Here is a 25,494-nt window from a genome sequence, read left to right as displayed (position 1 = left end):
TTTCGGAATCAGAACTGGTTTTTCATGGATTGCGGCGGCGGGCCCGGCGGGGAACGGTCGATCCAGTAGCTCTTGGCATTCCGGTCGAGCTTCAGCCGCAGGAAATCCTTGCCGAACGCGCGCATGACGAGACCAATCGGCATGATCGTGACGAAGAACAACAAGCCGAGGATCAGCGGGTTCATCACCTTGTAGAGGAGCAGGCCGAACTTCAGCCACAACCGGTTCAGCGGCCCGAGCGCCCTCGGATAGACGAGCGCCACGACGAGGAATGCCGCCGCGACCGGCAGCATCCATTTCCACGCCGCGCCCTGTTCGGTGCCGTGATGCCACAGGTTGATCGCACTCAGGATTCCGAAGAACCCTGCGAACACGAACCCGAAACCGCGGTCGGAGCCCGCCTTGACGTGCTCCTCGCGCGAATAGTCTTCATGAAGCTGGCTGGTCGCCATTTACCGAGCGTTCTTCAGTTGATTGGGGCTCTTAACTCTCTGATCCCAAACGCCAAGTCAATCGGCGACCGCCAGTTTGTTATTCCGCCGCAACGGAGGCGAAACGATGGGTCAGCAGCGCCTCAAGCGTCATGCGCCAGACCGCGGCCGCCCGTTCGAAGCTGAGCCCGTCCCGGCGACGCAGTACGATCCAAGCGTCAAGGGACAGGGCGGCGCCGATCGCGTCCGCCAGTTCCTCCCGGGCCTGCTCATCAAGGGTCGCGAATTCCGGGGCGAAAGCCTCGAAAGTGGACTTCCGCAACTCCAGCTTGAACGCATTGCCGCGCTCGATCAGGGCCGGATGGTCGACGAACTGGCCGGCGGCGACCCGCAGCGGGACGATCTTGTCGAACACTTCGGCCAGACCTTGGACCACCGACGCGACCCGCTGCCCCAACGGACGGGAATCCGAAGCCTGCTGCGGCACCACGATGTCCTGTCCGATGGCATCCAGGACAGTTACAAAAAGTGACTCAACATCGCCGAAATGCTGGAAAACCGAGCGAACGGAAACGTCGGCCCGGCGGGCGACGGCCACCACGGTCGGCGCCGTGCTGGTCTCGGCGATCATGACCTTGGCGGCTTCGATGATCTTGCGACGGGTCTCGGCGGCGCGACGATTGCGGCCATCGGGACGAGCCGTCCCCGTCGAGTCCGTTCCTGCTGCCACTACCGCCACTGCGTTGCCGCGCGGCATTACCGCTGCTTCGCTCATGTGCATATTCCTAATCCGGAGTTCAGGCTGGGATGGTCAACGTACGACCGGTCGCCTATGGAGGGCGTGAGATAAGGGCCGACTGAGGCAGCAACAAGGTAAAGACCGTCGCACCACCATGAATACGAGCCATGCAAAAACCCCGCTCGCGGTCCTGTGGGACTTCGGCGGCGTGATCCTCTCCAGCCCCTTCGACGCCTTCAATCGCTACGAAGCCGAGGCCGGGCTTCCCAAAGATTTCCTGCGCGGGCTCAATTCGCGCAATCCGGATACCAATGCTTGGGCAAAAATGGAACGAAGCGAGGTCTCGCTTCAGGGGTTCGTGGACCTGTTCGAGGAGGAGGCCCGCGCCAGCGGCTACCGGGTCGAGGGCTGGAAGATTCTGCAGGCTCTAAGCGGCGACATTCGGCCGCAGATGGTGGAAGCCCTGCGCCGCTGCAAGTCGGCGTTCAGGGTGGCCTGCATCACCAACAACATGAAGGCCGGTGAGGGACCGGGCATGGCGCGCAGCCCGGAGAAGGCCAAGGCGGTGGCCGAAATCATGTCTCTTTTCGAGCATGTCGTGGAATCGAGCAAAGTCGGTCTGCGCAAGCCGGATCCGCGCATCTACCAGCACGCCTGCGAGCTGTTGAGCGTGCCGCCCGACCGCTGCATCTACCTCGACGATCTCGGCATCAACCTGAAGCCGGCGCGGGCCCTGGGGATGCGCACCATCAAGGTCGGCGACCCCGACGTGGCGATCGACGAGCTGCAAGCGATGGTGGGGATTCCGCTGCGAGGCTGATGCCGTGAAGCGCACCGCCTCCCCGATCACGGCGAAATATCTCCAGAATGCCGCCGTGTTCTATCTCGAGCGGTACGCCAGTTCCGCCGAGGGGCTGAGACGCGTGCTGCGGCGGCGGGTGTCCAAGGCCCGGATGCTCGAAGCGCCCGTGATGGACAATGTCGACGAGGCCATCGAGGCGGTCGTTCAAAAATTCGTGACGGCCGGCCTGCTCGACGACAAGGCCTTTGCGCAGACCAAGGCGCGCGCCCTGCACCGCCGCGGGGTCTCCGGCCAGCTGACGCGTCAACGCCTGCAGGTGGCAGGCGTAGGGCGCGAGGATGTCGACAAGGCCATGGCCGCGCTCGACGACGAGCTCGGCACCGATCCCGCCAAGCGCGAAGTCCAGGCGGCCGTGGCCTTCGCCCGCCGGCGCCGGCTCGGTCCCTTCCGCACGAAGGATCGCGAGGAGAAGAAAGCACGCGACCTCGCCTCGATGGCACGCGCGGGCTTCGCCTACGAACTCGCCCGCAAGGTCATCGAGTCGACAGACCCCGATGCTCTGGACGAAACCTGAACCGCTCGCCATGGTTCGGCCCACGAGGAATTCATGACCGTCACGATCTGGCACAATCCGCGCTGCAGCAAGTCGCGGCAGACTCTCGACCTGTTGAGGAGCAAGGGCGTCGAGCCCACGATCCGCGAGTATCTCAGGGAGCCGCCGAGCAAGTCGGAGGTGGAGAAGCTCGTGACGCTGGTCGGCGGCGATCCGCGCGAGCTGATCCGCGACGGCGAGGCCGAGTTCAAGACGCTCAAGCTCAGGAAGGCGGACCTCACCAGGGCCCAGATCGTCGATGCGATCACCGGGCATCCCGTGCTGCTGCAACGCCCCATCGTCGTGAAGGGTGCGCATGCCGCGATCGGCCGCCCGCCCGAGGCCGTCCTCCCTCTCCTGAAATGACGTCATGACCGGACGGCTGCGCCTCTGGTCGGGCTACGTCCTCTTCTTCTACGTCGTCACCCATCTCCTCAATCACGCGCTCGGCCTCGTCTCGTTGCGCGTCCTCGAGGAAGGACGCCACTGGTTCACGCTCGCCTGGAGCAATCCCGCGGGACAGATCCTGCTCTACGGATCGCTGCTGGCTCACTTCCTGCTCGCCTTGTGGTCGCTGTACCGGCGGCGCGCGCTGAAACTGTCGCGCTGGGAATGGACGCAGTGGATCCTGGGCGCCGCCATCATTCCGCTGGGGGCGATCCATGTCGCCGGCACGCGCCTCGCGGCGGATCTCTACGACGTCCAGTCTGGATACCCCTGGGTGCTCGGCACGCTCGTCGCCGGCAGCTGGACCGGCGTCCTGAGACAGTTCTCCCTGCCGCTCGTCGTCTGGATGCATGGCTGCATCGGCCTGCACTTCGCGCTGCGCCTCAAGCCCTGGTATCGCGACTGGCTGCCGCTCTTCTACGGCCTCGCACTCCTGATCCCTGCTGCGAGCCTCGCCGGAGCCGGGGTCGCGCTGCGCGACGTCACCGAGCTGGCGCAACGCCCCGGCTTCCTCGAAGGCCTGTTCGAGCGCGCGCACATTCCAGCCCCCGAGCAGATCAACCATCTCTATTCGATCGCCGCCGGCCTTGAGTACACGGCGCTGGCCCTGCTCGCGGTGGCGATCGCCGCCCGGCCCTTGCGCGATCTCTGGGAACGGCGCGCCGGCGTGGTTCGGCTCGACTATGGCGACCGCCGCAGCGTGACCCAGCCCGCCGGCCTCTCGATCCTCGAGATGAGCCGCGTCGCCGGCATTCCCCACGCCTCTGTCTGCGGCGGTCGCGGCCGTTGCTCGACCTGCCGCGTGCGCATCGCCGGCGACGACCGACACCGGCTGCCGCCCGCCTCGCCCGAGGAGGCGAAGGTGCTGGCGCGCATCGGCGCCCCGGCAAACGTGCGCCTCGCCTGCCAGCTGCGGCCCCCGCCCGGGCGCTACCGGGTGGCGCTGCTGCTGCCGGCCGCCGCCGGCCCGGTCGAAGCCTATCGCCGCCAGCCGCAGGCGCATGGCGGCGAGCGCTACATCGCCGTGCTGTTCGCCGACATCCGCGGCTTTACGACGATCTCCGAGGGCAAGCTTCCCTATGACGTCGTGTTCCTGCTCAATCGCTACTTCCGCGCCACGGGGCAAGCCGTCGAGGCGGCCGGGGGGCGTCTCGACAAGTTCATCGGCGATGGGGTGATGGCGATCTTCGGCCTCAACAAGGACCCCGAGATCGCCTGTCGCCAGGCACTCGATGCAGCGCGCCGCATGGCACTGGCCCTCGCCGACCTCAACGAAGCGATGTCCGGCGATCTCGACCTGCCGCTGCGCATCGGCATCGGCATTCATGCCGGGCCCGCAATCGTAGGCGAGATGGGCTATGCGCGGGCCGCCCAGATCACCGCGATCGGCGACACGGTCAACACCGCGAGCCGGCTTGAATCGCTCACCAAGGAGTTTGGCGTCGAACTCGTCGTGTCGCAGGAGCTGCTCGATCGCGCCGGCATCGATCTCGGCGAGGCACCACGCCACGAGGTCGAGATCCGTGGCCGCCAGGGAAGGCTCGCCGTGCGGGCCGTCGCAAAGGCCGGCGAACTCACGGCAATGTCATGAGAATTTCGTTGTCCCACGGGCGAGTGAGACGACAATCCCGTGATCTTCAGGAGGAAACACAATGCGTTCCCTTTTCCTTGCTGCCGCACTGGCCGTGATGACCGTTGGCCCGTCCCTGCCCGCGCGGGCGGCGGGCGGAACCGCGGAGCCGGCCAAGCCGGTCGACGCCAACTACGCGCGTGCCAAGGCAATGATCGAGGCACGGGACTACAAGGGCGCCCTGCCGCTCCTGCAGCAGGTCGTGGCGAAGGATCCCAAGAATGCCGACGCCTACAATCTGATGGGGTTCGCCACACGCAAGTCGGGCGATCCCAACGGCTCGCTGCAATACTACCAGCAGGCGCTTTCCATCGATTCCCGCCACATCGGCGCCTACGAATATCTCGGCGAGGCCTACCTGATGCTGGGCCGCCTGCCGGAGGCCGAACAGCAGCTCGCCCGCCTCGACTCGCTCTGCACCTTCGGCTGCGCCGAGTACCGCCAGCTCAAGGCCGCCATCGCCGACTACAAGGCGGGCAAGCGTCCGACGACGAACTAGCGAAGATCCGCGACCCGGCGAAATTCAAGCCGCCGCCTCGCCGCGATGGGCTTTTGCGCCGGCCACTTGGCCCGCTATGCTGCGGCGAATAAACGCCCGTTCACGCCGCCGCATCGGAGGGCTCCCGCGATGAGCACCATCACCCCCGTTCCTCTCGTCTTCGGCGACTACGCCCTCGAGGACCGCTACCGGCTCGGCAAGGGCCGCGTCTACATGACCGGCATCCAGGCGCTGGTCCGACTTCCCATGATGCAGCGCCAGCGCGACCTCGCGGCCGGTCTGAACACCGGCGGATTCATCTCCGGCTATCGCGGCTCGCCGCTCGGCATGTACGACAACGCGCTGTGGGGCGCGAAGCGGTACCTGAAAGAGAACAACATCCACTTCCAGCCCGGCCTCAACGAGGATCTCGCGGCGACGGCGGTGTGGGGCACCCAGCAGACCAACCTGTTCCCGGGCGCCAAGGTCGATGGCGTCTTCTCGATTTGGTACGGCAAGGGCCCCGGCGTCGACCGCTCGATGGACGTGCTGAAGCACGGCAATGCGGCCGGCACCTCACCGCATGGCGGCGTGATCGCGCTGGCCGGCGACGATCATGGCTGCCAGTCCTCGACGCTGCCGCACCAGAGCGAGCAGGTCTTTGCCGCGGCGATGATCCCGGTCGTCAATCCGGCAACCGTCCAGGAGTATCTCGACTACGGCATCCTGGGCTTCGCCCTGTCGCGCTACTCGGGCTGCTGGGTCGGCTTCAAGGCGATCTCCGAGACGGTCGAGAGCGGCGCCTCGGTCTGGATCGATCCCGAGCGCATCCAGATCGCGATGCCGACCGACTTCCAGCTGCCGCCGGGCGGGCTCGGCATCCGCAATCCCGATCCGCCGCTGGAGGCCGAAAAGCGCCTGCACGGACCGAAGATGGCGGCGGTCGCCGCCTTCGTGCGCGCCAATGGCTTCGACCGCACCGTGATCGAGCCGACCGAGACCGGCACCAAGGCCCGCATCGGAATCATGACGACGGGCAAGGCCTATCTCGACACGCGCCAGGCGCTGGAGGATCTCGGCATCGACGATGCCCGCGCCCGGGCGCTTGGCATCCGCCTCTACAAGGTCGGCGTGACCTGGCCGCTCGAAGCGGAAGGTGCGCGCCGCTTCGCCGAGGGCCTGCAGGAAGTGATCGTCGTCGAGGAGAAGCGCTCGAACCTCGAGGACCAGCTCCTGCGCATCCTCTATCACCTGCCGGCCGACCGCCGGCCGGTGGTGATCGGCAAGGCCGACGAGAGCGGCCGCATCATCCTGCCGAGCGAAGGCGAGCTGACCCCGACCGGCGTCGCCATGGTGATCGCCGGCCGCCTGATGAAGCACGAGGGCGAATCGCCCGAGCTGCGCCAGCGTCTCGCGCGCCTCGAAGCCAAGGAGAAGCTCTTGTCGGCGCCGCCGCCCAAGGTGGCGCGCACGCCGTTCTTCTGCTCGGGCTGCCCGCACAACACCTCGACCAAGGTGCCCGAGGGCAGCCGCGCCATGGCCGGCATCGGCTGCCACGGCATGGCGATCTGGATGCCCGAGCGCCGCACCTCGCTGATCTCCCACATGGGCGGCGAAGGCGTGGGCTGGATCGGCCAGGCGCCGTTCCACTCCGACAATCACATCTTCCAGAACCTGGGTGACGGCACCTATTACCATTCCGGCCTGATGGCGATCCGCCAGTCGGCCGCCGCTGGCGTCAACATCACCTACAAGATCCTGTTCAACGACGCGGTCGCGATGACCGGCGGCCAGCCGCACGACGGGCCGCTCACCGTTCCGGAGATCACGCGGCAGGTCGAGGCCGAGGGCGCCAAGAAGGTCGTCGTCGTCACCGACGAGCCGGACAAGTATCCGATGAACGCCGGCTTCGCGCACGGCGTCACCATCCGCCATCGCGACGAGCTCGACGCCGTGCAGCGCGAGCTGCGCGAGGTCCCCGGCCTCACCGTGCTCGTCTACGACCAGACCTGCGCCGCCGAGAAGCGCCGCCGCCGCAAGCGCGGCACCTTCCCCGACCCGGACCGCCGCGTGTTCATCAACGACGCTGTCTGCGAAGGCTGCGGCGATTGCTCGGAGAAGAGCAACTGCGTGTCGGTGAAGCCGCTCGAGACCGAGCTCGGCCGCAAGCGCCAGATCGACCAGAGCAATTGCAACAAGGACTTCTCCTGCGTGAACGGCTTCTGCCCGAGCTTCGTGTCGGTGCATGGCGGCGTTCCCGCCAAGGCTCGCCCGCGCAAGCTCGAGATGGTGAAGGAAGACCCGTTCGCGTCGCTGCCGATGCCGACCCTGCGGCCGCTGAGCGAGGCCTACGGCATCCTGGTGACCGGCATCGGCGGCACCGGCGTGATCACCGTCGGCGCGCTGATCGGCATGGCCGCCCACCTCGAAGGCAAGGGCTGCACGGTGCTCGACTTCACAGGCCTTGCGCAGAAGAACGGCGCGGTGATGAGCCATGTGCGCCTCGCGCCCAGGCCGGAAGACCTCCACGCCGTGCGCATCGCCGCCGGCGGCGCCAACCTGGTGCTGGGCTGCGACATGGTCGTAGCCGCCTCTCCGGCCGCGCTGTCGCGCATCGAGCAGGGCGTGACCAAGGCCGTGATCAATGGCTACGTCCAGCCGGTCGCGGCCTTCGTGATGAACGGCGACATGGATCTCGGCGCCGAGTCGATGATGAAGGCGATCCGCGATGCCGCGGGCGACGAGGCGACCTCGTTCGTCGACGGCACCGGCCTCGCCACCGCGATCCTGGGCGATTCGATCGCCACCAACCTCTTCATGCTGGGCCATGCCTGGCAGAAGGGCCTGGTGCCGCTGTCGTTCGAGGCGCTCATGCGCGCCATCGAGCTGAACGGCGTCGCGGTCGAGAGCAGCAAGCGCACCTTCAACTGGGGCCGCCTCGCCGCGCACAATCTCGCCGCCGTGCAGGCGGCCGCCAAGCCTGCGCTGCGCATCGAGAAGCCGGTGGCGCGCACGCTGGCCGAGATCGTGTCGAAGCGTGTCGAGTTGCTGACCACCTACCAGGACAGGGCCTATGCCGAGCGCTACCGCGCGCTGGTCGACAAGGTGGCCAGGGTCGAGAAGGAAAAGGCGCCCGGGCGCCGCGGCCTCGCCGAGGCGGTGGCCAAGTCGCTCTACAAGCTGATGGCTTACAAGGACGAGTACGAAGTCGCCCGTCTCTACAGCGACGGCGAATTCCACAGGAAGCTGCGCCAGCAGTTCGAGGGCAATTACAAGGTCACCTTCCACCTCGCCCCGCCCCTGTTCGCCGATCGCGATCCGGTGACTGGCGAACTGAAGAAGAGCGAGTTCGGCGGCTGGATGATGCCGGCCTTCCGTTTCCTCGCCTCGCTGAAGCGGCTGCGCGGCGGCCGGTTCGACATCTTCGGCTACAGCGAAGAGCGGCGCGTGGAGCGCCGCCTGATCGGCGAGTACGAAACCACGGTCGAGACGCTGCTGGCCACACTCGGCCAGGACAATCACGCCCTCGCGGTCCAGATCGCGTCCGTGCCGGAAACGATGCGCGGCTTCGGTCACGTGAAGGAGAAGAACGTGAAGATCGCGAAGGAGCGCGAAGCCTCGCTGCTCGCTACCTACAGCAGCCCTGCCACCCAGTCGATCGCTGCGGAGTAACGCGACGCCGAGCAAGAAGCCGACGACGCGAAGACGGGACGCCCGCATTCCCTGTTTGGGGTTGGGGAAGGAACGCGGACGTCCCGGTACGCACCGTCGTCCGCGAAGGGAGGCAGGCGGTCGACGTACCTGCCGCTATAAGCCCGTTCGCCTGGGGAAGGTAAGCACAATCCAGACGCGAGAACGCACACCTCATGCACCGTAATGCATGTAGAGGACGACGAAGACGTCAGGCGCGACCGGCCTGGGAAGAGAAGGAGGCGAGGTCGAACTTGCCGCCCGGCAGGCCGCGGCCCAGCCGGTCGAGGGCGCGCTGCCACTTGGCGGCGAAATCGGCGTCGAACACCAGCTCGGCATCGCCGTCGACAACCAGCCAGGCATTGTCCTGCATCTCGCGGTCGAGCTGGCCCGGCGCCCATCCGGAATGGCCCAGGGCCAACCAGGCATTCTTGGGTCCCGTGCCCACGGCCATATCCCTCAGGATCTCGAGCGAAGCCGTGAGCGCCATGCCGCCGTCGATCAACAGGGTCTCGTCGCGCTTGTAGTCGGCCGAATGCAGCACGAGCCCGCGCGAGGTCTCGACCGGGCCGCCGAACAACACCGGCAGGTCGGCGGCCGTCTTGGGCACCTCGATGCCGAGCTGCTTGTAGACCTGGCCGAGCGGCAGGTCGTCGACCTTGTTGTTCACGATGATTCCAAGCGCACCGTCGTCATCGTGCTTGCAGATGAAGACGACGCTCTTCTGGAAGCGCTCGTCCGGCATGGACGGCGCGGCGACCAGGAAGCGGCCGACCAACGTGTCGGAAGGAGAGCTGGGCCCGGGCATGGCGTAATGATCTCCTATATCCATGGGGATTGTCCGGCCAAAGATCAAGGACCGGGGCCCGCCGCTTGGCGAATGACGGGCCTTCCATGGACAAAAAGCCCACCCCGGCCTAGGGTCCGGCAGTTCGTAAAGGCCGCGATTGGCGGCGTATTGGAGGAGCTAATAATGGCGAAAGTCGGAGACAAAGTCCCCAGCGCCACGCTGCGCATGCTGGGCCCGGAGGGCCCCAAGGCCGTGACCACCGAGGAACTTTTCGCGCCGGGCAAGAAGGTCGTCGCCTTCGCGCTGCCGGGTGCCTTCACCCCGACCTGCTCGGCCAAGCACGTTCCGGGTTTCGTCACCGAGTTCGACAAGCTGAAGGCCAAGGGCGTCGACACGATCGCCTGCATCTCCGTCAACGATGCCTTCGTCATGGGCGCCTGGGGCAAGGACCAGAAGGCGGGCGACAAGGTCATGATGCTGGGCGACGGCAACGCTGAATTCACGCAGGCGATGGGCCTGACGATGGACGGCTCGAAGTTCGGTCTCGGCACGCGCAGCCAGCGCTATGCCATGGTTGTCGAGGACGGCACCATCAAGCAACTGTTCGTCGAGAAGCCGGGTGCGTTCGAGGTTTCCTCGGCCGAGCACGTGCTGAAGAATCTCTAGCCCTGCGCGCCGCGCACGGCCAAGATCGGACGGCGGAGCGCAGGCTCCGCCGTTTTCCTTTGGGGTGCCATGAACCCGACAGATCCGCAGCTCTTCAACGGCTTGTTCCAGGTCAACGGCGCCACGCGCCTCTATGGCACGATCGGCGATCCCATCCGCCAGCTGCGCCTGACCGGCGTGATGCCGCAGGTCTTCGCCGCCACTGGCGTCAATGCCGTCTGGCTGCCCTTCGAAGGCGGCCCCGAACTCCTGCCGCTGATGCTCGACGCGCTGGCCAAGATGCGCAACCTCGGTGGCTTCACCGTCACCATCCCGCACAAGACCACCATGCTCGACCTGCTGGGTCGCGCCACGCCTCGCGCGACGGCGGCCGGCAGCGTCAACCTGGTGCGCCGCGACCCCGACGGGGTGCTGGCGGGCGACAATGTCGATGGCCTGGGCTTCGTGCACGGACTGGAGGCGCAGGGCCATCGCGTGAAGGGCGCCAGCGTCTGGCTGGTTGGCCTGGGTGGCGCCGGCGGCGCCATTGCCGCCGCGCTGTGCGAGGCCGGTGTCGGCCGCCTCCTGGTCACCGAGATACAGGAAGCGCGCGCCGCCAAGGCGATCGACCGGCTGCTGAGCCATTATCCCGACGTGCCTGTCGCGGAGGTCCGGTCGCCGCCCAAGGGAATCCATATCGCGATCAACGCGACGCCCCTGGGTTTGCGCGCCGACGATCCGCAAGCCTTCGACCCCATGACGCTCGATCCCGACGTCGTGGTGGCCGACGTGATCATGAGCCCCGCCGAAACCCCGCTGCTGAAGCGGGCCCGCACCCACGGACGGCGCATTCATCATGGCCGGCACACGCTCGACCACCAGGTGCCACTCTATCTCGACTGGTTCGGCATCGATGCCAAGGGCATCGACATCACCCGCCTGGTGCGTTCGATCGGGTAAGTCTTAGGCCGAGCTCCACTCGGTCTACAACGTGACGCCGCCGTTCACGTGCAGCGTCTGGCCGGTGATGTAGCCGGCGGCCGGCGAACAGAGGAAGGCGATCAGGGCCGCCACTTCCGCGGGCTTGCCGTAGCGACCCATCGGGATCGACTGCGTCACCTTCTCCATGCCGGCGCGCGGCACGGCGGCATGGGCGTCCGGATCCTTCTCGATGAAGCCCGGGGCAACGCAGTTCACCGTGGCCCCAGAAGCGGCGATATCGACGGCAAAGGCCTTGGCGAAAGCCTCGACGCCGGCCTTGGCCGCGGCCGAGGCCGGAAAGGTCATGAGGCCGCGCGCGAAAGCATGGGCGACGAAGGACGAGACGCCGACCAGGCGGCCCGCCGTCCCGGCCTTGACCAGCCATGGCTTGGCCGCTGTCGCCAGTTCGAAGAAGGCCCCGGTCATGGCGTTCTGGCTGGCGTCCCAGGCCGCACGATCGAGTTCGCCGACCGGCGTGCGGTTCGCGAATCCGGCATTGCTCACGATCACATCGAGATGGCCGAACGCCTTCACGGTCTCGTCGACGAGACGCGCCGCCGTGCCGGAGACGGCAAGGTCACCTTCGAGGATCAAGGTCTGCGCACCGGCACCGGCGGCAAAGCCCGCGACCCGCTCGAGTCCCGCACGGTTGCGTCGCGCATGCAGGGCCAGCGCTGTGTCGGGCGCGGCCAGTGCGCGGGCGGTTGCGGCGCCGATGCCCGAGGAGGCACCGGTGATGAGGATCACGCGGGACGGGGAAGTCATGCCGACAGCAGTAGAATCCTGCACGACTAGCGGCAAGCCTCGCGCACGACCGGCGCCAGCAGCGCCGCGAAGCGGCGCGCACCCGCGGCGGAGAAGTGTCCCTCGTCGACGAAGTCGGCCGGACCGAACGCATCGGGCGGCAAGGCGACATAGGTATCGCCCAACGCCCGCGCCGTCCGCTCCAGCAACGCGTTCGACTGCTGCAGCAACACTGGGAGATCGCGATCGCGGACGCGCGGCAGCCAGCCGTAGAGGCCATCGCCTTTCAGGCGGTCGCGGTTGACGACCTGCCCGACCCAGACCGTCGGCGTACCGCGCGCCCGGTTGATGGCGGAGATCGTGCGGACGTTGCGCTCGAAGATCGACGCGGCCGCCGGATCGGGCCCGCCGGCGGGCGGCAGCGCGTACGGGTCCTTGGCATAGCGCACCGTGTCGATCTCGGCGGCCACGAGACGGGCGAGCACCGTGAGCAGCGGCGAGATCGTGACGTTGGAGCCGCCGATGCGCCGCACCTTCAGGGAGTCGACCTGGCTCGGCATGTGGAAGTCGGCATAGCCCGCGTCCAGGTCGGGGATGTGCGCATTGCGCAGGTCGTTCCAGCCCACGAAGTAGACGGCGCAGCGCGGCGCCTTGCCGAACTTCTCGGGATAGAACGCCGTTTGCAGCACGTGCTCGGCCGTCGTGTAGCCCGGCACGCCGTGATTGACGACGACCAGCCCGTCGTCGCGCAACGCCTCGTCCAGCCGGTCGGGCCAGGTGTCGCCCTCGCCGTTGCCGATGTCGTAGGTCGCCGATCCGCCGAAGGTCGCCACCACGCCGCTGTCGGCCAGCCGGGCCGGATCGGGATCGCGACCGCGCGTGCCCTCGGAAGAATGGCGGATGGCGAGTCCCGTCGAACTGGTGAAGGCGAGACCTGGCGCCGGTACGGCCTGGAGCAGCGGATGCCACTGGAAGCGCGCCGGCTCGGCGGCGACCGGCGGCAGCAGCGATGGCGAGCCCGGCGGCGCCAGGGCCCACGAGCCCAGCCCCCAGGCGAGTTCGATGCAGGCCAGCACCAGCAGCGTCCCCGAGACGCGCGGCCAGCGCGCCAGCCCGATCACGAGGACGAGCAGCGCCGCGAGATAGAGGAAATAATCCGTCCGCGGTCCCGCGACCTTCAGCTCATCTATTCGAAAAAACCAAATCGTTGCGCCGGCAACGACGAGGAGGCCCAGGAGGCCGGCGACGCGAAGGAGACTGGACACGCGCCGCAAGTCTAAGCCGGCGCCCGCCATTTGGACAGGCTGGAGCTTTATGCCAATACGGCGCCATGGCTCTCTTCCAATGGTTGCTGGACGCAACGCGATCCGGCCGCCGCCGGCGCGTGGTTTTCGACTACGGTTACCTTCCCCGTCAGCGGGACTGGAGCAAGGCGCCCGGCGTCCAGGCGCTGGCGCGGAAGGCCCATGAATCCGCCGATGACTACGAGGCGCTGCTCGCGCATTTCGCAAGCCTCCGCCCGTGGTTCGAGAAGATCCCGGCACGCGCCCCCAACGAAGATCGGACTCCTCGCTGGATAAACGGGTCCTTTCCCGGCCTCGATGCCGTGTCGCTCTACGGCCTGCTCGCCCGGCACAATCCTTCGATCTATATCGAGATCGGCTCGGGTAATTCGACCAAGTTCGCCCGACGTGCGATCGAGGATCATGGCTTGCGCACCCGGATCGTTTCGATCGATCCGCAGCCTCGACGCGATATCGATGCGATCTGCGATGAGGTGATCCGCCGTCCGTGCGAAGAGATCGCCACGAACTTCTTCGCCGATCTGCCGGGCGATGCAGCACTGTTCGTCGACAACTCGCACCGGTCCTTCCAGAATTCCGACGTCACGGTCTTCTTCATGGAGATCCTGCCGGTGCTCGCGCCCGGCATCATCTGGGGCCTGCACGACATCTTCTTTCCCTATGACTATCCCGACGCCTGGAGCGCCCGTTTCTTCAACGAGCAGTACCTGCTGATGAGCTACCTGATGGGCGGTGGCGGCGCCGACGAGATCCTCCTCCCAAACAGCCTCGTCTTTGGCAGTCCGGCCTTCCGGCCGTCAGTGGCAGCGATCTTCGAGGGTCGACATTTCGAAGACGTCGAACAGCATGGCGGCTGCTTTTGGTTGCGCCGCGATGGCGGCCAGAAGAATTGAGCCGAGATCAAGCGCGAACTATTTTTCGCCCTTTTGCCACGGCCAGCGTCCGCTGACCTCGAGCTCGAGCGCGAAGCTGAGCAGGGTGCGGATCGCGACGATCGCCGCGAGGACGGCAAGATTGTGCAAGGTCGGCTCCACGGCCACTGTGCCGATGATGTCGGCGATGACGAGGAATTCCAGGCCGAGCAACATGGATCGCCCGAGATCGGCCCTCAGCCCGTGATAGGCATCGTGCAGGGTCGCCCCGCGTCGGAGGCGGACCAGGCACGCGATGATTGCGATGAGGGCGCCGGCCAACAGAATGAGGACGCCAATCAGTTCCACGATGTGGCCCGCCGTGGAGGCCAGCACGTCGATGGCCATCGGCATCATGCCACCCCGCGTGTCGTCCTCGGCGAACGAGCGGCGAGCCGCCGGACCGCCTGGCGCCGCTCGAGCGTGCGCCGCGCTTCGTCGAACAGTTCCGCCACCACATCCTCCCCATGGCGCAGGGCGTCGCGGGCGAGCGGTATGCCCACGGATCCTATGCGCTCGATCGTTCTGCCGCCCTGAATCAACCAGACCTCCAGGCGGTCCGTCCTGTGAATGAGCCTGGGGTAGGCTCGCGCCGCAGCCTGGGGCGATCTGGGCTTGCCTCGTTTCATGGCGCGATCCCGAGTAGCGGAGTTGGGACCGTAGCGGCGGGAGGCCGACATGCCTTGACTTATGTCAAGTTGCGGCGCCGGGCCGGCCTAGCTGTCCGACCGCCCCGACGATCCGCCGAGCCCTTGCAGATCGCCCTTGTTCGCGCGCCGGCGATCCTCGGGCTCGGGGAAGGCGCGGGCAACGGTCTCCTCGAGCAACGCCAGCTCACTCTGCAACGCCGGCACACGCGCCGCCGGCAGCCGGTGGACGAGATGTTCGAGCATCGCCCGCAGACGGCGAACGACCTGGGTGCTGGTGGCGCCGTACTGGCGCACCTCGGTCACGGCCAGGTCGACGATGTCGTCCCAGTCAGGCGTGGGGAAAACCAGCCGCAGTGTCCCGCGTGAATCGTACACCCGCGCGTTGGCGAGGTTCTTCTGGCCTGCGTAGCGCAGCAGCCGGTGGATCTGGTCGAGCGCCAGCACGGCCGTGGTTGGATCGTTGACGGCCGGCGAAAGAGCGCGCGACGCCACGTCCACCATGATGCGGAAGGCGGACATCGGGTCCTGGCGCATCGTGCGCTCCGGCCGGATGGCGGTCTCCGCGATTCCCAGAATACCTCCCATGCTGCATCGTTAGCCTGCAGGGCCGGCACGCGACTTGATCGTTGTCAAAGGAGCGGTACTCCTCGCAGGCCCGCGAGGGACCAATTCGCCGCCCGATCGTTGATCCAGATCAACGTGGTGAATGGCGCAAAGATGTCCTAATCGCGCCTCCATAAACCGAGCCTCCGAACCCGCATGACCGTGTCGCAAGCCTGGCTGTCGAGGATCGTCCTCGTCGTGCTCGTCGCGGGCGCAGCATATGCGGCTTGGCAATGGCTTCGTGCGCCGTCGCTGCCGCCCGGCTTCGCCAGTGGCAACGGCAGGATCGAGGCCGTCGACATCGACGTCTCGACCAAGCTGCCGGGGCGGGTCGAGGACATCCTGGTCAACGAGGGCGATTTCGTGCGGGTTGGCCAGGTGCTCGCGAACATGGACACGCGGGTGCTGCGGTCCCAGCTCCGCGAGGTAAAGGCGATTCTCGAACAGGCGCGGATTGAAATCGACACGGCACGCTCGCGGGTGACGCAGCGCCAGGCCGAGAAACGCGCGGCGCTCGCCCTGGTGACGCAGCGCCGCACCGAGGTCGACGCGGCGCGCCGGCGCGTGGCGCGCTCGGAGGAGCTGGCGCCGAAGGGCGCCACCGCACAGCAGGTTCTCGATGACGATCGCGCGCGTCATGACGGCGCCAAGGCCGCGCTCGCCGCCGCCGAAGCGCAGGTCGCTGCGGCCGACGCCGCCATCGGAACCGCCGACTCCCAGGTCGTGGGCGCCCAGGCGGCCTACGAGGCGGCGCTTGCCACGATCGACAGGATCCAGGCCGACATCGACGACAGCGCGCTCAAGGCACCGCGCGACGGGCGCGTGCAATATCGCGTCGCCCAGCCCGGCGAGGTCCTCGCGGCGGGCGGCAGGGTCCTGAACATGGTCGACCTTTCAGACGTCTACATGACGTTCTTCCTGCCGACGGAGGCGGCCGGCCGCATCGCCATCGGCAGCGAGGTGCGGCTGATCCTCGACACCGCCCCGCAATTCGTCCTGCCGGCCCGCGTCACCTTCGTGGCGGACGTGGCGCAGTTCACGCCAAAGAGTGTCGAAACGACCGTCGAGCGCTTGAAGCTGATGTTCCGCATCAAGGCCAATATCGATCCGGCCCTGCTCAGCAAGAACCTCGACCAGGTGAAGACCGGATTGCCGGGCGTCGCCTACGTCCGGACCGATCCCAGGGTCGATTGGCCGGCCAACCTGGCGGTGAAGCTTCCACCATGACCGACCCCGTCGCCCGGCTGCGCGGCATCGGCCTTCGCTACGGCAGGGTGACGGCCCTGGAGGCCATCGACCTCGAGCTGCCGGCCGGAAGCATCGTCGGCCTGATCGGTCCGGACGGCGTCGGCAAGTCGAGCCTGCTCGCGCTGGTGGCCGGCGCGCGCCACCTGCAGGCCGGGAGCATCGAGGTACTGGGCGGCAACATGGCGAGCGGCCGGCATCGCCGCCGCGCCTGCGCGCGAATCGCCTACATGCCTCAGGGGCTGGGGCGAAACCTCTACGCCACCCTCACGGTGGCAGAGAACATCGACTTCTTCGGTCGCCTGTTCGGCCATGGCCGGCGCGAGCGCAAGCGACGCATCGACGAGCTGACGCGGGCCACCGGCCTGGCGCCGTTCGTCGATCGTCCCGCCGGCAAGCTGTCGGGCGGCATGAAGCAGAAGCTCGGCCTGTGCTGCGCCCTCATTCACGATCCCGACCTCCTCATCCTCGACGAACCGACGACTGGCATCGATCCGCTGTCGCGCCGCCAGTTCTGGGACCTGATTGCCCGTATCCGCGCGGCGCGGCCCGGCATGAGCGTCATCGTGGCGACCGCCTACATGGAGGAGGCGGCCCGTTTCGATTGGCTGGTGGCAATGGATTCGGGGCGCGTGATCGCGACCGGCAGCCCGCTCGATCTGCTCGCGCGCACCGGCACCACATCGCTCGAGGCGGCCTTCATCGCCCTGCTGCCCGGCGAGCGCGGCCGCGACCATCAGCCGGTCGAGACGTCGCCTCCCGACAACGGGCACGATGCCGAGGTGGCCATCGAGGTGCACGGCCTGACCAGGCGCTTCGGCGATTTCGTCGCCGTCGACCATGTCGACCTGCGCATCGCGCGGGGCGAGATCTTCGGATTTCTGGGGTCCAACGGCTGCGGCAAGACCACGACCATGAAGATGCTGACCGGCCTGCTTCCGGCCAGCGAGGGCGAGGCCCGGCTGTTCGGCCAACCGGTCGACGCCCAGGACTTCGAGACCCGCCGTCGCGTCGGCTACATGTCGCAGTCCTTCTCCCTCTACAGCGAGCTGACCGTACGGGAGAACCTCGAACTCCATGCCCGCCTGTTCCACCTGCCCAAGGAGACGATCGCGGGTCGCGTCCAGGAGGTCGCCGAACGTTTCGAACTGCTCGACGTGCTGGACGCCCTGCCCCCGACCTTGCCGTTCGGCCAGAGGCAGCGTTTGTCGCTCGCCGTGGCGGTGATCCACAAACCCACCCTGCTGATCCTCGACGAACCCACGTCCGGCGTCGATCCGCTCGCCCGCGACGCCATCTGGCGGATGTTGATCGACCTGGCGCGCCGCGAGCGGGTCACCATCTTCATCTCGACCCATCTGATGAACGAGGCCGAACGCTGCGATCGCGTGTCGCTGATGCATGCCGGGCGCGTGCTGGTCAGCGACAGCCCGGCCGCTCTCGTCGCCCGGCGCGGCGTCGCCACGCTGGAGGAAGCCTTCGTCGGCTGGCTGCAGGATGCCGCGGGCGACGCCACGGCGACGGACGTCGCGCCGCCGGTACGTCCGGAAGCATCGACGCCCCCGCCCGGTCGCTCGTTTGAACTGCGGCGCCTGCTGGCCTACTCGCGTCGCGAAGCGATCGAGCTCATGCGCGATCCGATCCGCGCCACGCTTGCCCTGCTCGGCAGCGTCATCCTGATGTTCGTCATCGGCTACGGCATCAACATGGACGTCGAGGATCTGACCTTCGCCGTGCTCGACCGCGACGGCACGACGACGAGCCGCGACTATGCCCTCAACATTGCGGGTTCGCGCTATTTCATCCAGCGCCCGCCGCTCCAGGACTACGACGATCTCGATCGCCGCATGCGCTCCGGCGAGCTCAGCCTCGCCATCGAGATTCCCCCCAACTTCGCGCGCGACATTGCCCGCGGACGCACGGTCGAAATCGGCGCCTGGCTGGACGGCGCCATGCCGTCGCGCGCCGAGACCGCCCGGAGCTACGTCCAGGGCATGCATGCGAAATGGCTGGCCGGCACGTCGCTGGCCTTGCCGCTGGCCAATCTCGAAGTCCGGTTCCGCTACAATCCCGACATCCGCAGCCTGGTGGCCATGGTTCCGGCCGTCATCCCGATGCTGCTGCTCCTGATCCCCGCCATGCTGACGACGCTCAGCATCGTGCGCGAGAAGGAGCTGGGCTCGCTCGTCAACTTCTACGTCACCCCGGTCACCCGGCTCGAGTTCCTGATCGGCAAGCAGTTTCCCTACGTCGTCCTCGGCATGGTGAACTTCCTGCTGCTGACCCTGCTCGCCGTGACCGCCTTCGGCGTGCCCTTCAAGGGCAGCTTCGCGGCCCTGGCCGGCGGCGCGTTTCTCTACATCCTCGCCGCCACCTCCATCGGCCTGCTGTTCTCGACCTTCATGCGCAGCCAATCGGCGGCGATCTTCGGCACGACCATCGGCACGATGATTCCGGCGATGGAATTCTCCGGCATGATCGACCCGGTATCGTCGCTGCAGGGCATCGGTGCAGCGATCGGACAGGCCTATCCGATGACGCATTTCCTGACGATCGCGCGCGGGACCTTCTCCAAGGCGCTGGGGTTCGGTGATCTGCAGGCATCGTTCGTGCCGCTGCTGATCGCCGCACCGCTGCTGGTTGGCCTGAGCGCCGCCCTGCTGCGCAAGCAGGAAGCCTGACCGATGCGCGCCGCCAACATCCTGCTTCTCGGACTCAAGGAATTGCGCGGGCTTGCCCGCGATCCTGCGATGCTGGCGCTGATCGTCTTCGCCTTCACCTTCTCGATCTACAGCGCATCGACGGCCATGCCCGAGCAGCTCAACAAGGCGGCGATCGCCATCGTCGACGAGGACCGATCGCCGCTCTCCGCCCGCATCGCCGACGCCTTCTTCCCGCCCTTCTTCATGCCGCCCTCGATGATCGCGCAGCCCGAGATGGACCACCGCATGGATGCCGGGATCGACACCTTCGCCCTCGACATCCCGCCCGAATTCCAAAGGGACCTGCTGGCCGGTCGCCGGCCGACCATCCAGCTCAATGTCGATGCCACGCGCATGAGCCAGGCCTTCACCGGCGCCGGCTATGTCCAGAGCATCGTGGCCAGCGAAATCGATGCCTTCGTCCGGCGCTACCGCGCCAATGTCCCGGCATCCGTCGAGCTTACCTTGCGCGCGCGCTTCAACCCGTCGCTCACCATCTCCTGGTTCGGGTCGGTGATCGAGGTCGTCAACAACGTCACCATGCTGTCGATCATCCTGACCGGAGCGGCGCTGATCCGAGAGCGCGAGCACGGCACCATCGAGCATCTCCTGGTCATGCCCGTCACGCCGCTCGAGATCATGGCGGGCAAGATCTGGTCGATGGCGCTGGTGGTGCTGACAGCCTGCGCGCTTTCGCTGCTGCTCGTCGTGCAGGGGCTGCTCGCCGTGCCGCTGCAGGGCTCGGTCGCCCTGTTCCTGGCCGGCGCCGCCGTGCACCTCTTCGCCACCACGTCGCTCGGCGTGTTCCTGGCGACCGTCGCGCGATCCATGCCGCAGTTCGGGCTGCTGCTCATCCTCGTGCTCCTGCCCCTGGAGATGCTGTCGGGCGGCACGACGCCGCGCGAGAGCATGCCCGAGATCGTGCAGTACCTGATGCTGGCGGCCCCGACGACGCACTTCATCATGCTCGCCCAGGCGATCCTCTTCCGCGGCGCCGGGTTCGAGACGGTGTGGCCTCAGTTCATCGCGCTGGCCGTCATCGGCCTTCTCCTGTTCACCATGGCCCTCGCCCGCTTCCGCAAGGCCGTCGGCGAGACGGCCTAGCCGCAGCGCGGGGCACGGGCACTCCTGCGACCAGAGGAGCGATCGGGTGGCCCCGGAAAGGGCCGATTGGCGACCGAGCCGGCAGGCCTGAAACGCTCCCGCCAGGAGGGGCAAGACCCGAGGACATCAACCAGATCCTGAGGCGCCAATCGGGAGGCACACAATATCGAGTGCCGGAACCTCCTGTGTAAGGGGGTGCGACCTTCGTTTCATTTGTTTCGCTTATTTCGTTTATTTCGTTTGTTGGACGGGACTCGGACGCATCCAACGGAAGGCCAGGCCTCCTGCCTGGTTCCTCACGTGACGTCATCGCCTGCAGCGATCGGCGTGGCTTCGCGGACGCCAGAAGATACGCCGGCCATCGAAGCACTCGAAGTTCCATGGGGCCATGGACCGAAGAGTATCTTCGGTGCGGCCAGCAATCCTTACCGCGACCAGGAAGCGACCAACGCTCCCCCGGAAGGGGCTGTTGGGCTGCTAGGTCATTGAAGAGAAATGGCGCGCCCGGAAGGAGTCGAACCTCCAGCCTTCTGATTCGTAGTTAAAGATTTTGCCATTCCGCCCGGTTCTCTCTCATACCAACACGTCCCTAAAACGTTTATTTTATTGGCGTTCTGGCGTCATGATGATACCTCCACAGGCAGGAACATTCTTCTGTGGTGGGTCCCCCGTGGGTCCCATGAAGGCCCAAAATGAAGTCCAAGAAGCTCACCAAACAGCAAATCGATAGCGTCCAGCCCTCCGCGAAAGATGTGTATTTGTGGGATACCTCCCCGCCGGGGTTTGGCGTGAGAATTCGCAGCTCCGGGGCCAAGACCTTCATTTTCAGCTACCGCCCTGGTGGCGGGCGTTCAGCCAGCAAGAAGCGGCACACGATTGGGCGCTACGGAAAGATCACGCTGGAGCAGGCACGCACGCTGGCCCAGCAGCTTGCGGGGCATGTCGCGGCGGGGGGAACCCACCTGCGAGAACTGAAGCTAGAAGCGGAAATGTCAAAACTTCGAGGCCGACTTCCTTCTGTTGGGCTGCACGAAGTCTGCGCATCTTAAATGCCAGTGGCCCAGAAACCACAGCTGCCCGTCGCGCAACTGGTGCGACCTTTACATTACCGAGCGTCCTGATCTGACGCGGGCTAGCCATTAGAATTCGCTCCCTCTACAATTACGCTAGAGCAGACCTAGCCTGCGGCGCTTCTGGTTGCGGGCCATGCAGCTAGCATGAGGGTCGCGTAGTGGTGTTGCAAATTGCTGAATACACGGTGGGTCCCTGGTGGGTCCCCGGATCCGCCCGAACAGCTACAGCAATTTAGAGGAAAAAATCGGACAACAAGAAAGCCCCGTCTTTCGAGGCTTTCTTGTTAGGAGAAATGGCGCGCCCGGAAGGAGTCGAACCTCCAGCCTTCTGATTCGTAGTCAGATGCTCTATCCAGTTGAGCTACGGGCGCACGGCCGAGCCCCGAGGGGTCCGGCGAAGAGGGCGCACACTAGTGAAACTGTTCCGGCGATGCAAGCCGAGTCGACGGGGCATCATGGGCTGCGACCGGGCGCCGCCCCACCCCTCGAACAGGCCGCGAAACCGCCCCGGCGCCGAAGGCGCGACAACGCCAAGTCGTTCAACTGGTTGGGAAAAAGCCGGTCGGTTTTGCTTGCTTTCAATCGGCATGACTGCCATCTGGTTTTGGGGCATGTGCCCCGAGTCGGGCCTGTTTCGTGCGGGTGCCGCATCGGAGCACCAGAACGATGATACCGGGGGCGGGTTCGAGGCCGAAGATGGCGCTAAGAGTTCCACGATCCGCGCTTCTCCTGGCAGCGATCGTCCTCGGCGGATGCACAGAGGGCAGCGTCTTCGCACCGGCCGGCAGCCCCCCTCCGTCGAATACCAATCCCGCCATCACCCAGACCGGCACGCAGACGGTCCGCAAGACCATCGAGCAGCTGCGCAGCGACCAGGCCGCGCTCAACAGCGGCATCGCCGCCCAGCAGGGCCAGTTCAACACGACCCGGGCACAGCTGGCCACCGACGCGCGCACCTATTCCGGCCTGGTGAGCGGTATCACCTCGCGCCTTCAGGCCGGCACGACTCCGGGCAACCCGGACCTCGTGAACCAGTGGAACGCCGCGCAGGGCAGGCTCGACGCCGTGACCCTGGGCGTCGGCACGCTGAATTCGCTGGCCAGCCAGGTGACGACCCAGGCCTCGGTGGCGGGCTACCTGCTCGAGAACGTGCGCCTTGCCCTGATGGTGGGCGGCGCGACCGATGCCGATCATCGCAGCCTGCGCGCCATCGAGAGCGAGACGCGACGCTCGATGCAGCAGATCGACCGGCTGATCGCCGATCTCAACGCCGAGATCGCCCGCGAGAACACGTTCCTCGGCCGCGAGCGCACCAACCTGGCCGCCCTGTCCTACAACGTGAACATCGGCCGCCTCGGCGCGCCCGTCGGTGGACCGGGCGGAGCTGCCCCGTCGCAGCCGACCCGGCGGCCCGTCCCGCTTCAGTAGCCCCGCGCTTGGGCGTAGACTTGCGCCTATGGTCCTTCGCTTCTTCATCCTTTTCGGCGTGATGCTCGCCCTGGTATTGCCGGCACAGGCGCAGGTGTCGACGTCGGACCAGACCGCCATTCGCGAGGTCATCGAGCGTCAGGTCGAGGCCTTCCGCCGCGACGACGGTGCCGCTGCCTTCGGGTACGCCTCGCCGAACATCCAGGGCATGTTCGGCACGGCCGAGACCTTCATGGACATGGTGCGGCAAGGCTACCAGCCGGTCTATCGGCCGCGCGTCTTCGAGTTCCGCGAGATCGTCACCCTGCAGGGGATGGTGACGCAGAAGGTCCATGTGATCGGCCCCGACGGCCGGCCGGTCACCGCCCTCTATCCGATGGCCCAGCAGCCCGACGGCAGCTGGCGCATCGAGGGCTGCTACCTGCAGGCGCCCGAAGACCCTCAGGCCTGATCGTCCGCAGTCTCGCCCGCAATTGGGACCGGTAGGCCACTCTCGCTTTGGGCCGGGGCGGCCGCCCCGGCCCAAAGCGAGCAAACAGACTGATCAATTGCCCAACGGTGTCAGGGAAGTATCCAGACTATTCTGTCAGGCATCTATCGGGCTGCTCAGGGTCATTCCGTGCGTCGCCCCCCTCTCCTGGCCTCTCCCCCTAGCGGGGGCGAGGAACATGAAAGAGGGTCAACGCGCGCGCAGCTTCGGGCGAGGCATCAGGCAACAAGAGAGAGGACCGACCGTATGATCAGCCTAATAAATGTCTTCACGGTAGATCCAGCCAACCAGTACCGGCTCCTCGATTTGCTTGCGCGCGCGACCGACGAATTCGTCAGCCGGGCACCTGGCTTTGTTTCTTCGACCCTTCATCGGAGCCTCGACGGCACGAAGGTGACGATGTATGCACAGTGGCGCAGCGCGGAAGATTATGAGTCCATGCGTCAGGATCCTGGACCGCGACCCTTTCTCGAAGAGGCGCTCACGATCGCGAAATTTGAGCCGGGCATGTATGAGGTCGTGCGCACATTCTCGCCCATTGACAGGTAAGGCGCGCGCCCGCGCGTGAATCCAGAATCCCGCTGCTGGTCCGCGGCGTAATGAGTACTCACCCTAGCCCGCCATCTCGACCGCAACATCCATGTCTCGCGTTTCGCCCAAGGTGCTGGCGCTGCTCGGCACCCTGACCCTCATGTGGGGCACGAACTGGCCGCTGTTCCGGATCGCGCTCGCCGAGCTGCCGGTCTTCACCTTTCGCACCCTCGTCCTGTTGTCGGGTGTCACCGTCCTGGCAGCCATCCTGCTGGCGCGGCGCGAGACCTTCGCCGTGCCGCGAGACAAGTGGCCGGTGCTCCTGCTGGCCTCGACGATGAACATCGGCATCTGGAACATCGCGACATCGCTCGCCGTCCTCTACGTCCCCTCGGGCCACGCCTCGGTGCTGGCCTACACCATGCCGCTCTGGGTCGCGGTGCTGGGCTTCGCGGTGTTCGGCCAGAAGCTGACGGGCCGGCTGCTCGCGGCCATCCTGATCGGGGCCGCCGCGGTCGCCGCGTTGATGATTCCCAACTTCCAGAGCTACGCGACCGCCCCGGCCGGCCTGTTCTGGGGCTTGCTGGCGGGCTTCTGCTGGGCCGTCGGCACCCTGGTCGTGAAACGCACGAGCTGGCCCGGCATGGGCCTGTCGCTCACCTTCTGGCAACTCGTGCTGATGCTGCCGCCGATTGCCTTGGGCGCGCTGATCTTCGACGGGTTGCCGGCGCACCTTCCGTCGGCAAAGGTGCTCGTCGCCACGATCTATACCGGCGCCATCCCGATGGCGATCGGCACCAGCATCTGGTTCACTCTCGTGAAGCTGCTGCCAGCGCAGGTCGCCGCGATCTCCTCCATCGCCATCCCGATCGTGGCGATCGTGAGCGGCATCGTGATCCTGCAGGAGCCGCTCTCCACCCTGCAGGCGATCGCGATCGGCTCGACGGCGATCTCTCTCTGGCTCGCCCTCGTGCCCGGACGATAGCGGCAGCGGACAACGGTAGTTGCCTCCGGCTGCCGCAATTCCCACATTGGTGCGGGTATTGGAGGCCCGGGCTCATGAAGAGAGGCGATCCACGAGACTGGATGTGGTCGGAAGCGCTGCAGATGCTGGCGCAGGCCGAGCGACTGCATCAGCAGGTTTTCCGGCCGCAGACCGCGGGCCGCCTGCGTCCCAGCTGGGAGCCGCCGGTCGACGTGCTCGAGACAGAGCGCGAAGTCCTGATCCTGGCGGCGCTACCCGGCGTCGACGTGCAGAAGGTCGAGGCCGTGATCGAGAACGGCACGCTCGTCCTGTCTGGCGAGCGCACGGTGCCGGCCGAACTCAGGACCGCCAGGATCCATCGCATGGAGCTGCCGCAGGGCCGCTTCGAGCGCCAGGTGGCGCTTCCGCCCGGCGTGTACGGCGAGGTGCGACGCTTCGAGGCGAACGGTTGCCTCGTCGTGACCCTGGCCAAGGCCGGCGCACGGAGGCAGCCATGAGC

The 25,494-nt window shown here is 66.6% G+C and carries 26 protein-coding genes and 1 tRNA gene; 18 read left to right on the top strand and 9 right to left on the bottom strand.

All coding sequences use genetic code 11. The annotated features are described in order from the left end of the window. Nucleotides 1–8: 8 nt before the first annotated feature. Together Q0Q48_RS05295 and Q0Q48_RS05290 are read right to left on the bottom strand one after the other, a co-directional pair. Complete coding sequence (locus tag Q0Q48_RS05295; RefSeq protein ID WP_295135067.1) at nucleotides 9–452, bottom strand: SxtJ family membrane protein; 444 nt, start codon at nucleotides 450–452, stop codon at nucleotides 9–11. A 79-nt stretch (nucleotides 453–531) separates the two neighbouring features. Continuing rightward, nucleotides 532–1,206 carry a TetR/AcrR family transcriptional regulator gene (locus Q0Q48_RS05290; protein ID WP_295135064.1) on the bottom strand — a complete coding sequence of 225 codons (675 nt, stop codon included), beginning with the start codon at nucleotides 1,204–1,206 and terminating at the stop codon, nucleotides 532–534. Nucleotides 1,207–1,324: 118 nt separating this feature from the next. On the opposite strand from Q0Q48_RS05290, the gene Q0Q48_RS05285 reads away from it, so the two are divergent. From Q0Q48_RS05285 to Q0Q48_RS05260, 6 genes are all read left to right on the top strand, one after another. After that, complete coding sequence (locus Q0Q48_RS05285; protein WP_295135061.1) at nucleotides 1,325–1,990, top strand: HAD-IA family hydrolase; 666 nt, start codon at nucleotides 1,325–1,327, stop codon at nucleotides 1,988–1,990. Nucleotides 1,991–1,994: 4 nt separating this feature from the next. Beyond that, a complete protein-coding gene (locus tag Q0Q48_RS05280; protein ID WP_295135058.1) occupies nucleotides 1,995–2,546 on the top strand; it encodes a RecX family transcriptional regulator in 552 nt (183 codons plus the stop codon). A gap of 33 nt (nucleotides 2,547–2,579) precedes the next feature. Then, nucleotides 2,580–2,930: an arsenate reductase (glutaredoxin) gene (arsC, locus tag Q0Q48_RS05275; protein ID WP_295135055.1), complete on the top strand. Its 351-nt coding sequence runs from the start codon at nucleotides 2,580–2,582 to the stop codon at nucleotides 2,928–2,930. Nucleotides 2,931–2,934: 4 nt separating this feature from the next. After that, nucleotides 2,935–4,602 carry an adenylate/guanylate cyclase domain-containing protein gene (locus Q0Q48_RS05270; protein ID WP_295135052.1) on the top strand — a complete coding sequence of 556 codons (1,668 nt, stop codon included), beginning with the start codon at nucleotides 2,935–2,937 and terminating at the stop codon, nucleotides 4,600–4,602. Between the two features lie 61 nt (nucleotides 4,603–4,663). Continuing rightward, on the top strand, nucleotides 4,664–5,140 hold the full coding sequence (locus Q0Q48_RS05265) for a tetratricopeptide repeat protein (RefSeq protein ID WP_295135049.1): 477 nt from the start codon (nucleotides 4,664–4,666) through the stop codon (nucleotides 5,138–5,140). 129 nt (nucleotides 5,141–5,269) lie between these two features. Next, nucleotides 5,270–8,791, top strand: a complete 3,522-nt coding sequence (locus tag Q0Q48_RS05260; RefSeq protein WP_295135046.1) for an indolepyruvate ferredoxin oxidoreductase family protein — start codon at nucleotides 5,270–5,272, stop codon at nucleotides 8,789–8,791. 229 nt (nucleotides 8,792–9,020) lie between these two features. Here the strand turns inward: Q0Q48_RS05260 and Q0Q48_RS05255 are convergent, their stop codons facing one another. Then, the gene (locus Q0Q48_RS05255) at nucleotides 9,021–9,617 is read right to left on the bottom strand and encodes a YqgE/AlgH family protein (protein WP_295135043.1); all 597 of its coding nucleotides are present in this window, start codon (nucleotides 9,615–9,617) and stop codon (nucleotides 9,021–9,023) included. Between the two features lie 165 nt (nucleotides 9,618–9,782). On the opposite strand from Q0Q48_RS05255, the gene Q0Q48_RS05250 reads away from it, so the two are divergent. Both Q0Q48_RS05250 and Q0Q48_RS05245 read left to right on the top strand, forming a co-directional pair. After that, complete coding sequence (locus Q0Q48_RS05250) at nucleotides 9,783–10,265, top strand: peroxiredoxin (RefSeq protein ID WP_366915268.1); 483 nt, start codon at nucleotides 9,783–9,785, stop codon at nucleotides 10,263–10,265. A gap of 69 nt (nucleotides 10,266–10,334) precedes the next feature. Beyond that, the gene (locus Q0Q48_RS05245) at nucleotides 10,335–11,204 is read left to right on the top strand and encodes a shikimate dehydrogenase (RefSeq protein WP_295135040.1); all 870 of its coding nucleotides are present in this window, start codon (nucleotides 10,335–10,337) and stop codon (nucleotides 11,202–11,204) included. Between the two features lie 24 nt (nucleotides 11,205–11,228). On the opposite strand, the gene Q0Q48_RS05240 is transcribed toward Q0Q48_RS05245, so the two are convergent. Beyond that, a complete protein-coding gene (locus tag Q0Q48_RS05240) occupies nucleotides 11,229–11,990 on the bottom strand; it encodes an SDR family oxidoreductase (protein ID WP_295135037.1) in 762 nt (253 codons plus the stop codon). A 26-nt stretch (nucleotides 11,991–12,016) separates the two neighbouring features. Further along, on the bottom strand, nucleotides 12,017–13,234 hold the full coding sequence (locus Q0Q48_RS05235; protein ID WP_295135034.1) for a GDSL-type esterase/lipase family protein: 1,218 nt from the start codon (nucleotides 13,232–13,234) through the stop codon (nucleotides 12,017–12,019). A gap of 65 nt (nucleotides 13,235–13,299) precedes the next feature. Between Q0Q48_RS05235 and Q0Q48_RS05230 the strand changes: the two genes are divergently transcribed. Further along, nucleotides 13,300–14,166 (top strand): class I SAM-dependent methyltransferase, encoded by an 867-nt coding sequence (locus tag Q0Q48_RS05230; RefSeq protein WP_295135031.1) that lies wholly within the window; start codon nucleotides 13,300–13,302, stop codon nucleotides 14,164–14,166. A gap of 18 nt (nucleotides 14,167–14,184) precedes the next feature. Here Q0Q48_RS05230 and Q0Q48_RS05225 read toward each other — a convergent pair whose 3' ends face one another. From Q0Q48_RS05225 to Q0Q48_RS05215, 3 genes are all read right to left on the bottom strand, one after another. Then, the gene (locus tag Q0Q48_RS05225; protein ID WP_295135028.1) at nucleotides 14,185–14,532 is read right to left on the bottom strand and encodes a DUF1622 domain-containing protein; all 348 of its coding nucleotides are present in this window, start codon (nucleotides 14,530–14,532) and stop codon (nucleotides 14,185–14,187) included. A 5-nt stretch (nucleotides 14,533–14,537) separates the two neighbouring features. Beyond that, complete coding sequence (locus tag Q0Q48_RS05220) at nucleotides 14,538–14,726, bottom strand: hypothetical protein (protein ID WP_295135025.1); 189 nt, start codon at nucleotides 14,724–14,726, stop codon at nucleotides 14,538–14,540. Nucleotides 14,727–14,900: 174 nt separating this feature from the next. After that, nucleotides 14,901–15,419 carry a DUF2254 family protein gene (locus tag Q0Q48_RS05215; protein WP_295135022.1) on the bottom strand — a complete coding sequence of 173 codons (519 nt, stop codon included), beginning with the start codon at nucleotides 15,417–15,419 and terminating at the stop codon, nucleotides 14,901–14,903. 174 nt (nucleotides 15,420–15,593) lie between these two features. Here Q0Q48_RS05215 and Q0Q48_RS05210 point away from each other — a divergent pair, with 174 nt between their 5' ends. The 4 genes from Q0Q48_RS05210 (at nucleotide 15,594) to Q0Q48_RS05195 (ending at nucleotide 21,537) form a co-directional block, all read left to right on the top strand. Then, entirely contained in the window at nucleotides 15,594–16,664 is a 1,071-nt protein-coding gene (locus tag Q0Q48_RS05210) for an HlyD family efflux transporter periplasmic adaptor subunit (RefSeq protein WP_295135019.1), read from the top strand. Then, nucleotides 16,661–19,363: a ribosome-associated ATPase/putative transporter RbbA gene (gene rbbA, locus Q0Q48_RS05205; protein ID WP_295135016.1), complete on the top strand. Its 2,703-nt coding sequence runs from the start codon at nucleotides 16,661–16,663 to the stop codon at nucleotides 19,361–19,363. Before Q0Q48_RS05210 ends, rbbA begins: the two co-directional genes overlap by 4 nt. A gap of 3 nt (nucleotides 19,364–19,366) precedes the next feature. After that, nucleotides 19,367–20,488: an ABC transporter permease gene (locus Q0Q48_RS05200; RefSeq protein ID WP_295135012.1), complete on the top strand. Its 1,122-nt coding sequence runs from the start codon at nucleotides 19,367–19,369 to the stop codon at nucleotides 20,486–20,488. 692 nt (nucleotides 20,489–21,180) lie between these two features. Next, on the top strand, nucleotides 21,181–21,537 hold the full coding sequence (locus Q0Q48_RS05195; RefSeq protein WP_295135009.1) for an Arm DNA-binding domain-containing protein: 357 nt from the start codon (nucleotides 21,181–21,183) through the stop codon (nucleotides 21,535–21,537). 318 nt (nucleotides 21,538–21,855) lie between these two features. Here the strand turns inward: Q0Q48_RS05195 and Q0Q48_RS05190 are convergent. Next, nucleotides 21,856–21,932: transfer RNA gene (locus Q0Q48_RS05190), tRNA-Arg, on the bottom strand. 325 nt (nucleotides 21,933–22,257) lie between these two features. Between Q0Q48_RS05190 and Q0Q48_RS05185 the strand changes: the two genes are divergently transcribed. The 5 genes from Q0Q48_RS05185 to Q0Q48_RS05165 all read left to right on the top strand — a co-directional run bounded on the left by Q0Q48_RS05185 (nucleotide 22,258) and on the right by Q0Q48_RS05165 (nucleotide 25,492). Then, complete coding sequence (locus tag Q0Q48_RS05185) at nucleotides 22,258–22,989, top strand: hypothetical protein (RefSeq protein WP_295135006.1); 732 nt, start codon at nucleotides 22,258–22,260, stop codon at nucleotides 22,987–22,989. Between the two features lie 28 nt (nucleotides 22,990–23,017). Then, nucleotides 23,018–23,440: a DUF4864 domain-containing protein gene (locus Q0Q48_RS05180; RefSeq protein WP_295135003.1), complete on the top strand. Its 423-nt coding sequence runs from the start codon at nucleotides 23,018–23,020 to the stop codon at nucleotides 23,438–23,440. A gap of 285 nt (nucleotides 23,441–23,725) precedes the next feature. Further along, nucleotides 23,726–24,028: an antibiotic biosynthesis monooxygenase family protein gene (locus Q0Q48_RS05175; RefSeq protein WP_295135000.1), complete on the top strand. Its 303-nt coding sequence runs from the start codon at nucleotides 23,726–23,728 to the stop codon at nucleotides 24,026–24,028. A 91-nt stretch (nucleotides 24,029–24,119) separates the two neighbouring features. Beyond that, nucleotides 24,120–24,995 carry a DMT family transporter gene (locus tag Q0Q48_RS05170; protein ID WP_295134997.1) on the top strand — a complete coding sequence of 292 codons (876 nt, stop codon included), beginning with the start codon at nucleotides 24,120–24,122 and terminating at the stop codon, nucleotides 24,993–24,995. Nucleotides 24,996–25,069: 74 nt separating this feature from the next. After that, nucleotides 25,070–25,492, top strand: a complete 423-nt coding sequence (locus tag Q0Q48_RS05165) for an Hsp20/alpha crystallin family protein (RefSeq protein WP_295134994.1) — start codon at nucleotides 25,070–25,072, stop codon at nucleotides 25,490–25,492. Nucleotides 25,493–25,494 lie beyond the last annotated feature (2 nt).

It is taken from the genome of uncultured Reyranella sp. (genome assembly GCF_945957355.1).
In the GTDB taxonomy this organism is placed as follows: Bacteria; Pseudomonadota; Alphaproteobacteria; order Reyranellales; family Reyranellaceae; genus Reyranella.
This window is presented reverse-complemented; position numbering and strand designations above follow the sequence as displayed.

What these genes read in the sequence shown, in the direction of transcription:
- Q0Q48_RS05295 (WP_295135067.1), bottom strand. Translation starts at nt 452, where the DNA reads ATGGCGACCAGCCAGCTTCATGAAGACTATTCGCGCGAGGAGCACGTC.
- Q0Q48_RS05290 (WP_295135064.1), bottom strand. Translation starts at nt 1,206, where the DNA reads ATGAGCGAAGCAGCGGTAATGCCGCGCGGCAACGCAGTGGCGGTAGTG.
- Q0Q48_RS05285 (WP_295135061.1), top strand. Translation starts at nt 1,325, where the DNA reads ATGAATACGAGCCATGCAAAAACCCCGCTCGCGGTCCTGTGGGACTTC.
- arsC (WP_295135055.1), top strand. Translation starts at nt 2,580, where the DNA reads ATGACCGTCACGATCTGGCACAATCCGCGCTGCAGCAAGTCGCGGCAG.
- Q0Q48_RS05270 (WP_295135052.1), top strand. Translation starts at nt 2,935, where the DNA reads ATGACCGGACGGCTGCGCCTCTGGTCGGGCTACGTCCTCTTCTTCTAC.
- Q0Q48_RS05265 (WP_295135049.1), top strand. Translation starts at nt 4,664, where the DNA reads ATGCGTTCCCTTTTCCTTGCTGCCGCACTGGCCGTGATGACCGTTGGC.
- Q0Q48_RS05260 (WP_295135046.1), top strand. Translation starts at nt 5,270, where the DNA reads ATGAGCACCATCACCCCCGTTCCTCTCGTCTTCGGCGACTACGCCCTC.
- Q0Q48_RS05255 (WP_295135043.1), bottom strand. Translation starts at nt 9,617, where the DNA reads ATGCCCGGGCCCAGCTCTCCTTCCGACACGTTGGTCGGCCGCTTCCTG.
- Q0Q48_RS05250 (WP_366915268.1), top strand. Translation starts at nt 9,783, where the DNA reads ATGGCGAAAGTCGGAGACAAAGTCCCCAGCGCCACGCTGCGCATGCTG.
- Q0Q48_RS05245 (WP_295135040.1), top strand. Translation starts at nt 10,335, where the DNA reads ATGAACCCGACAGATCCGCAGCTCTTCAACGGCTTGTTCCAGGTCAAC.
- Q0Q48_RS05240 (WP_295135037.1), bottom strand. Translation starts at nt 11,990, where the DNA reads ATGACTTCCCCGTCCCGCGTGATCCTCATCACCGGTGCCTCCTCGGGC.
- Q0Q48_RS05230 (WP_295135031.1), top strand. Translation starts at nt 13,300, where the DNA reads ATGGCTCTCTTCCAATGGTTGCTGGACGCAACGCGATCCGGCCGCCGC.
- Q0Q48_RS05225 (WP_295135028.1), bottom strand. Translation starts at nt 14,532, where the DNA reads ATGGCCATCGACGTGCTGGCCTCCACGGCGGGCCACATCGTGGAACTG.
- Q0Q48_RS05215 (WP_295135022.1), bottom strand. Translation starts at nt 15,419, where the DNA reads ATGGGAGGTATTCTGGGAATCGCGGAGACCGCCATCCGGCCGGAGCGC.
- Q0Q48_RS05210 (WP_295135019.1), top strand. Translation starts at nt 15,594, where the DNA reads ATGACCGTGTCGCAAGCCTGGCTGTCGAGGATCGTCCTCGTCGTGCTC.
- rbbA (WP_295135016.1), top strand. Translation starts at nt 16,661, where the DNA reads ATGACCGACCCCGTCGCCCGGCTGCGCGGCATCGGCCTTCGCTACGGC.
- Q0Q48_RS05200 (WP_295135012.1), top strand. Translation starts at nt 19,367, where the DNA reads ATGCGCGCCGCCAACATCCTGCTTCTCGGACTCAAGGAATTGCGCGGG.
- Q0Q48_RS05195 (WP_295135009.1), top strand. Translation starts at nt 21,181, where the DNA reads ATGAAGTCCAAGAAGCTCACCAAACAGCAAATCGATAGCGTCCAGCCC.
- Q0Q48_RS05185 (WP_295135006.1), top strand. Translation starts at nt 22,258, where the DNA reads ATGGCGCTAAGAGTTCCACGATCCGCGCTTCTCCTGGCAGCGATCGTC.
- Q0Q48_RS05180 (WP_295135003.1), top strand. Translation starts at nt 23,018, where the DNA reads ATGGTCCTTCGCTTCTTCATCCTTTTCGGCGTGATGCTCGCCCTGGTA.
- Q0Q48_RS05175 (WP_295135000.1), top strand. Translation starts at nt 23,726, where the DNA reads ATGATCAGCCTAATAAATGTCTTCACGGTAGATCCAGCCAACCAGTAC.
- Q0Q48_RS05170 (WP_295134997.1), top strand. Translation starts at nt 24,120, where the DNA reads ATGTCTCGCGTTTCGCCCAAGGTGCTGGCGCTGCTCGGCACCCTGACC.
- Q0Q48_RS05165 (WP_295134994.1), top strand. Translation starts at nt 25,070, where the DNA reads ATGAAGAGAGGCGATCCACGAGACTGGATGTGGTCGGAAGCGCTGCAG.